This window comes from Stenotrophomonas sp. PS02297, from assembly GCF_029959705.1.
Lineage (GTDB): Bacteria > Pseudomonadota > Gammaproteobacteria > Xanthomonadales > Xanthomonadaceae > Stenotrophomonas > Stenotrophomonas nitritireducens.
Map to the genome: position 1 here is coordinate 21,916 of NZ_JASCOS010000039.1, position 7,073 is coordinate 28,988.

Annotated in this window: 6 protein-coding genes; 2 read left to right on the forward strand and 4 right to left on the reverse strand. The window is 69.1% G+C overall.

Features of this window, described 5'->3' with window-relative positions; all coding sequences use genetic code 11:
- Positions 1 to 9 precede the first annotated feature (9 nt).
- Positions 10 to 1,029 carry a glycosyltransferase family 2 protein gene (locus QMX80_RS09790; RefSeq protein WP_282276753.1) on the forward strand — a complete coding sequence of 340 codons (1,020 nt, stop codon included), beginning with the start codon at positions 10 to 12 and terminating at the stop codon, positions 1,027 to 1,029.
- On the forward strand, positions 989 to 1,420 hold the full coding sequence (locus QMX80_RS09795; protein WP_055771075.1) for a CBS domain-containing protein: 432 nt from the start codon (positions 989 to 991) through the stop codon (positions 1,418 to 1,420). The genes QMX80_RS09790 and QMX80_RS09795 overlap by 41 nt, the downstream gene beginning before the upstream one ends.
- Before the next feature lie 21 nt (positions 1,421 to 1,441).
- Here QMX80_RS09795 and QMX80_RS09800 read toward each other — a convergent pair whose 3' ends face one another.
- From QMX80_RS09800 to QMX80_RS09815, 4 genes are all read right to left on the reverse strand, one after another.
- Positions 1,442 to 3,412 carry an AsmA family protein gene (locus QMX80_RS09800; RefSeq protein ID WP_282276759.1) on the reverse strand — a complete coding sequence of 657 codons (1,971 nt, stop codon included), beginning with the start codon at positions 3,410 to 3,412 and terminating at the stop codon, positions 1,442 to 1,444.
- 100 nt (positions 3,413 to 3,512) lie between these two features.
- On the reverse strand, positions 3,513 to 4,166 hold the full coding sequence (locus QMX80_RS09805) for a hemolysin III family protein (protein WP_282276761.1): 654 nt from the start codon (positions 4,164 to 4,166) through the stop codon (positions 3,513 to 3,515).
- Between the two features lie 339 nt (positions 4,167 to 4,505).
- Positions 4,506 to 6,110, reverse strand: coding sequence for a peptide chain release factor 3 (locus QMX80_RS09810; protein WP_282276762.1), 1,605 nt, complete (start codon positions 6,108 to 6,110; stop codon positions 4,506 to 4,508).
- 107 nt (positions 6,111 to 6,217) lie between these two features.
- Positions 6,218 to 7,073 (reverse strand): hypothetical protein (locus tag QMX80_RS09815; protein ID WP_282276765.1); only part of this gene is annotated, 856 nt, incomplete at its 5' end.

Below are 7,073 nucleotides of genomic sequence, written 5' to 3' on the forward strand. Positions count from 1 at the left end.
AATGCGCGCATGACACACCGCGACCGGCTGACCATCGTGATCGCCGCCTGCAACGAGCAGGACGCCCTGCCGTTGCTGCATCCGCGCGTCCGCGCCGAACTGGAGCGGCTGCCCGACATCGACGGCCGCGTGCTCTACGTGGACGACGGCAGCACCGATGCGACCTGGCCGCTGCTGCAGCAACTGGCGGAGGCCGATCCGCGGGTGGCGGCCCTGCGCCTGTCGCGCAACTTCGGCAAGGAGGCTGCGCTTACCGCGGGGCTGGACCTGGTGGACGAAGGCGCTGCGCTGATCCTGGACGCGGACGGGCAGGATCCGCCGGAGCTGATCCCGCAGTTCGTCGCGCTGTGGCGGCAAGGCCATGACGACGTGTATGGCACGCGCCTGGTGCGCGATGGCGAAGGGTGGTTGAAGCGGGCCACCGCCGCGGCGTTCTACCGGTTGATCGGGCGCTTGTCGAAGACGCCGATCCCGGCCGACACCGGCGATTTCCGCCTGCTGTCGCCGCGCGCGCTGGCGGCGCTGCGGCAGCTGCGCGAGCGGCAGCGTTTCATGAAGGGGCTGTTCGGCTGGGTCGGTTTCCGCCGGGTGGCACTGCCGTATCACCGTGCGCCGCGCATAGCCGGGCGCAGCAAGTTCGGTTTCTGGAAGCTGTGGAACTTCGCGCTGGAAGGCATCACCAGTTTTTCCACCGCGCCGCTGCGCGTGGCGACATACCTGGGATTGCTGACCGCGGCTTCGTCGTTCGGTTTTGGCGCCTGGGTGGTGGGCAAGGCGGCGCTGTATGGCGACCGCGTCGCGGGTTGGCCGACGATGATGGCGGTGATCCTGTTCCTGGGCGGCGTGCAGCTGATCGCGCTGGGCCTGATCGGCGAGTACCTGGGCCGCCTGTACATGGAGGCCAAGCAGCGGCCGCTGTACCTGGTTGACACCTGGCGGCAGGCGGACGTGGCACTATCGGGCGCATCCGCCAGCAAGGGAGAACGCCATGCAGACCGTTCGTCAGTTGCTCGGGACCAAGTCCCCTGATATCCACGCGGTAGCGCCGCAGAGCGCTGTGATCGATGCGATCCGCCTGATGGCCGAGAAGGGCATCGGCGCGGTGCTGGTGATGGACGGCGCGCGCCTGGCAGGCATCCTTTCCGAGCGCGACTACGCGCGCAAGATCGTGCTGCGCGACCGCTCCTCGCGCGATACGCCGGTGGCTTCGATCATGACCGCCGAACTGGTCACGGTGACGCCCGCGGCGACGGTGGAGGACTGCCTGCAGCTGGTGACCGACCGCCGCATCCGCCACCTGCCGGTGGTGGAAGGCGGCGTCGTGCTGGGGGTGATTTCCATCGGCGACCTGGTCAAGGCGGTGATCGAGCAGCAGCGGCAGGAACTGGGGCAGTTGCAGCAGTACATCGTCGGCGGCTGACGCCATGGCGTGCCGGCGGCGCTACTTCGCGTAACGGCCGCCGCAGTCCGCATCCTTGCCGGGCCCGGTTTCGATCAGGGCCAGCAGCGCGGCCGGCGGCGCGATGCTGCCGAGCGTCAGCGCGACGGCGCCGCGCAGGCCCAGCGCCTTGAAGTCGGGGCGGAACGAGGGGTTCTTGAAGCTGCCGTCGATATGCAGCGGCGAGCGCAGCGCGAGGATGCTGACATCCTTCGGGCGCGGCCGCAGCAGCAGGTCCAGCCGCTCGTGCTTGAGGTCGATGCTGCCCTCGCCGACGATCAGGGTGTCGGTGGTGTCGAAGGCCAGCGCGTCCGCCTGCATCCGCCCGTCCTTCACTTCGAAGTCGGCGAAGGCGCAGCGCAGTGGAATCTGGCGGTCGCCGGTGAACAGGAACTTCAGCGATTCGGCCACGTCCAGGCCGGCCAGCTCCATCAGCAGGTTGCCGATGTGCCCGCGGCCCATGCCGATGGCCACGTTGCCGTCGCTGCTGCCGAGCATGGCGGCGACCGAATTGCCGTTCCCGGTCAGGCGCAGCTGGCCGCCGATGCCGCCGGAAGCCTGTTTGACCAGGCGCGCGTCGGGAAACAACTGGCCGAGCTGCACGCCGCGCACGCTGGCCTCGAGCGCGGTGGTGATGCGCGGTTGCCGCGCGTCCATGCGGATGGTGCTGCGGATGTTGCCGCCGGCGACGCCGAAGTTCAGCGGTTCCAGCCGCAGCAGGCCGGCGTCGAGCAGCAGGTGGGCGTCCATGTCGTCCAGCGGCAGCGATGGAGAATTGATGCGGTGGGCCTTCCAGCGCACGTCCGCGTCCATCGCGCGCAGTTTGTCCAGGTTGTAGGGCGTGTCGGGCAATACCGTGGATCTGGCCGCCAGCGCCGCGGCCCTGGCCTTCTGCGCGGAATTGGCGGTCTCGCCGGCACCGGTTTTCGGTGGGGCGCCGACGAAGCCGGCGAGGTCGTCGAAGTCCAGCCGGCGCGAAACCAGGTCGGCGGCCAGGCGCGGGCGTTCGCCGGCCACGTCGATCTGCGCGTCGCCGGCGAGATCGCTGTCGCCCACCTGTCCGCTGAATTTTTCGTAGCGCCAGACGTCATGCTCGCGCTTGAGCCGACCGTCGAGGCGATAGGGCGGCGACGACGGCATGGCGATGCCGACCAGCGGGTACAGGTCTTCCAGATCCTTGCCGCTGAGGCGGAGCCGCAGATCGAAGACCTGCAACCGGAACGGGTTGGTCAGCGTGCCGCTGGCGATGGCGTGGGTAGCGCCGGCCTGGCCGTCCAGGTGGAGGCGGAAGGGATGGTCGCTGTCGGCCAGTTCCAGCGGCGATTCGGTGCCGCCGCGCACGCTGAACGATGCGCCGCGCCAGTGGCCCTTTCCTTCCAGCAGCAGCGGCGGCGCGGCGCTGGCCTGCTTCGATGTGCCGCTGCGGACCGCGAGCTGGATGTCGGTGCGGCCGGCCTCGTCGAGGAACTGCAGCCTGCCGTCGTCCACGCGCAGCCGCTTGAGCTGCAGCGACTGGCCGCCGCCACTGCCGAGGAAGGACCAGTTGCCGGGTTCGCCGCGCCGGGGCGAAGTCTGCAGCAGCACGTCGGGACGGGTAAGGCGCACTTCCGGCAGCTGCACGCTGCCGCGCAACAGTGGCCAAAGGCGCAGGTCGATCTCGATGCGGTCGGCGTGGGCCATGTCCGGTCGCTGCGCCCACCCCGCATTGGCGAAGCTGATGCGGTCGGCGCGGAGGGTGCTGGTACTGCCCAGGTCGACGTCGAGATGGCCGATGTGCAGGGCGCGGCCGGTGCGCGCCTGCACCATGCGCTCCAGTGGGCCCTTGAACCAGTTCCAGTCCCACAGCAGCAACAGCACCACGATGGCCGCGAGCAGCAGGGCGATCGCGGCCAGCCAGCGCTGGCCGTGCTTGCCGGGGCGGCTGAAACGCCAGCGCGACGCGCGCGGCGAGGCGGGTGCAGGCGGAGTATTCACGCGGCCATGGTTGCCGCGGCATCGTGCACGCGGCGCGAAGCGCTCATTCGCGCCGCGTGCAGGTTCCGTTGCCGCGGCGTGCGCGGTGCCGCCGTGCAGGCTAGAGGATCTGCGCGGTCACCGAGACGAAGTGGCAGACACTGCCGCCAATCACGAACAGGTGCCAGATGGCGTGCGAATAGCGCACCGATTCGCGGTGATAGAAGTAGGTGCCCAGGGTGTAGGAGACGCCGCCGGCCAGCAGCCAGCCCAGGGTGAAGCCGTCGAGCGAATTCCACATCGGCTCGATGGCGACGATCACCAGCCAGCCCGTCGCGATGTAGATGGCGGTGGAAAGCCGCTTGAAGCGCCCGGTATAGAACAGCTTGAACACCACCCCGCCCAGCGCCAGCGTCCAGATCGCGGCGAACAGGCCCCAGCCCCATGGGCCGCGCAGGCCGATCAGGGTGAACGGCGTATAGGTGCCGGCGATCAGCACGTAGATCGCGCAGTGGTCGAATATCTTCAGCCTGCCCTTGGCCACCGGATGCTGGATGGCGTGGTACAGGGTGGAGGCGGTGTAGAGCAGCAGCAGGGCGATACCGAAGACGATGGCGCTGGCCAGTTGCCAACCATCGCCATAGATCGCTGCCAGGGTGATCAGCACCGCGCTGGCGCCCAGCGCGGTGACCGCGCCCAGGCCATGGGTCAGGGCGCTGGCGATTTCCTCGCGGATGTCGGCGACGTGATGCGGCAGGGGGGCGACGGTAGGCATGGCGGCAAGTTACCGCAATGCAGCACGGGGCGCATCCGTACGCCTGCTGGCGATCCGGGATGGTCCGGCGGGTTCCTTTCTCCGGGAGGCCGCGCAGGCATTGCCAGGCCGCGCGGCGAAGCTGCCTGTGGGGCCCCGGGAGACGCCGAATGCGACGCCACGCGAGGACGGGCCAGAGCGTGGGTAGAGCCTGGCGGTACCTGGTAGCAGGAAGCTTTGCCTGTTGCCTTCCGCGGTGCCCGTCCCACGCCCGCGGGCCTTGTGCAGGGGACGCCCGAAGGTGACGGAGCGACGGCAGGGAAGCCGCCCCTCTCACCGGGGGGAGAGGGGGCGGGGCGATTACTCGACCGAGATGGTGTGCGCGGCCTCGCGCGTGGCCGCGAAGCGCACATCCGGCGCGCGCTCCTGCGCCAGTTGCAGGTTGACCCGGGTCGGCGCGAGATAGACCAGTTGCCCGGCCGCGTCCACGGCGAGGTTGCTGGCGTTCTTCTCGCGGAATTCCTCCAGCTTCTTCGCGTTGTCGCAATGCACCCAGCGGGCGGTGACCACGCCGACCGGCTCGAAGATGGCTTCCACGCCGTACTCGTCCTTCAGGCGATAGGCGGCCACGTCGAACTGCAGCACGCCCACCGCACCCAGGATCAGGTCGTTGCTCATGATCGGGCGGAAAAACTGGGTGGCGCCCTCCTCGGACAGCTGCGCCAGGCCCTTCTGCAGCTGCTTGAGCTTGAGCGGGTCCTTCAGCCGCGCGCGGCGGAACAGTTCCGGGGCGAAGTTGGGGATGCCGGTGAAGGTGACCGCCTCGCCCTCGGTGAAGGTATCGCCGATGGAAATGGTGCCGTGGTTGTGGATGCCGATCACATCCCCCGGCCAGGCTTCGGCGGCGATCTCGCGGTCGCTGGCCATGAAGGTCAGCGCGTTGGCCAGCTTCATTTCCTTGCCGGTGCGCACGTGGAAGGTCTTCATGCCGGCGCTGAACCTGCCCGAACACACGCGCATGAACGCCACGCGGTCGCGGTGCTGCGGGTCCATGTTGGCCTGGATCTTGAACACGAAGCCGCTGAGCTTGTCTTCCTGCGGGGCGATGTCACGGCCGGTGGTGGCGCGCGACTGCGGCGCCGGCGCGTGCTCGACGAAGAAGTCCAGCAGCGGCTGCACGCCGAAGTTGTTCACGCCCGAGCCGAAGAAGACCGGGGTCTGCTTGCCGGCCAGGTATTCGTCCAGGTCGAACGGATGGCTGGCGCCCTGCACCAGTTCCAGTTCGTCGCGCAGGTCGGCCAGCATATTCTCGCCGATGCGCTCGGCCAGGCCGGGCGCGTCCAGCGACGGGAAGATGGTCGAATCCTGGCGGGTGAAATTGCGGCCCGGTTCGTACAGGTGCACTTCGCCGGTCAGCAGGTGCACCACGCCCTTCAGGCGCTGGCCCATGCCGATCGGCCAGGTCACCGGCGCGCACTGGATGCCGAGCACCGTTTCCACTTCATCCAGCAGCTCGATCGGGTCCTTGCCCTCGCGGTCGAGCTTGTTGATGAAGGTCATGATCGGCGTATCGCGCAGGCGGCACACCTCCATCAGCTTGATGGTGCGCTCCTCCACGCCCTTGGCCACGTCGATCACCATCAGCGCCGAGTCCACCGCGGTGAGCACGCGGTAGGTGTCCTCGCCGAAGTCGGCGTGGCCGGGGGTGTCGAGCAGGTTGACGATCTTGTCCTCGTACGGGAACTGCATCACCGAGGACGTGACCGAGATGCCGCGCTCCTTCTCCAGCGCCATCCAGTCCGAAGTGGCGTGCTTGCTGGTCTTGCGCGACTTCACCGAGCCGGCCATCTGGATCGCGCCTCCGAACAGCAGCAGCTTTTCGGTCAGCGTGGTCTTGCCGGCGTCAGGGTGGGAGATGATGGCGAAGGTGCGGCGGCGCGCGGCTTCGGAGGCGACTTCGGACATGGCGACAGCACCCGCGACGGGCGCGCATTGGGGAAAGGAAGCCGGCGATTATACCTGCCGGCTCCCTTGCGGTCGGGATGCCCATGGCGCGTCTGGATCAGAAGGCTTCAGTTCGCCAGCCACGGATGCGGCAGTGCGCGCAGGCGGCTCTGCGCCATGCCCGACACGATGGCGCCAACCGCGCAGGCGCCTTGCCACGCCGGCAGCAGCCAGGCGGGTGGGCGTGGCCCCAGGCCGGCCAGCATGCTGGCGAAGATCGCCGCGGTCAGCGCGACCGCAAGCGCGCCCAGTATCCAGCGGAACAGCTGGCTGTTCAGGGCCAGCAGGCCGGCGCCCTGCAGCAGGATCAGGCTGCCGAAGCTGCTCCAGAACAGCAGGGAATAGAACGGCCTCCCGGCTCCCATCAGCAATCCCGTGGCGGCCATGATGACCAGTGCTGGCAGCATCCGCAGCAGCATCTGCCGCGTCAGCAGCCTGGTCAGCGCTGGTGCGCCCGGGCGGGGCAGGCCCGGCAGCAGCGCCAGTTCGTGCAGGCCCATGCCCGGCAGCCGGAACAGCGTCTGCAGCCGCATCAGCGGCGCCAGCGCCGGGCTGATGGCCAGCAACGGGGCGAAGAACAGGGGGATGTCGGGCCCCTCCTGGTTGCCCTGCGCCAGCAGCAGCCAGAACACCGCCACGGCCAGGATCGGCCCCTGCGAGCCGAGCACGCTCTTGAACGTGCTGCGACCGAAGCCCGGCCCGAGGGCGATGCCCAGCGCCTGTTCCGGCTGCCGGTGCAGGTCGTGGCCGATGGGCGTGTCCTGCGTGAACAACGCCGAGCTGTACTGGGCCTGCTGGGTCCGGGCCGTGGTTGCTTGCACGCCGTTGGCGAAGGCCAGCGCCAGCGGCGTGTGCCAGCCCTGGGCGGGCACACGCCGCCGTGCCATGCGCCACCAGCAGCAGGCGTTGGCGGCGAGCAGGGCG

Excerpts from the sequence above, each read along its gene's own strand:
- QMX80_RS09790 (WP_282276753.1), top strand. The coding sequence starts at position 10 with ATGACACACCGCGACCGGCTGACCATCGTGATCGCCGCCTGCAACGAG.
- QMX80_RS09795 (WP_055771075.1), top strand. The coding sequence starts at position 989 with ATGCAGACCGTTCGTCAGTTGCTCGGGACCAAGTCCCCTGATATCCAC.
- QMX80_RS09805 (WP_282276761.1), bottom strand. The coding sequence starts at position 4,166 with ATGCCTACCGTCGCCCCCCTGCCGCATCACGTCGCCGACATCCGCGAG.
- QMX80_RS09810 (WP_282276762.1), bottom strand. The coding sequence starts at position 6,110 with ATGTCCGAAGTCGCCTCCGAAGCCGCGCGCCGCCGCACCTTCGCCATC.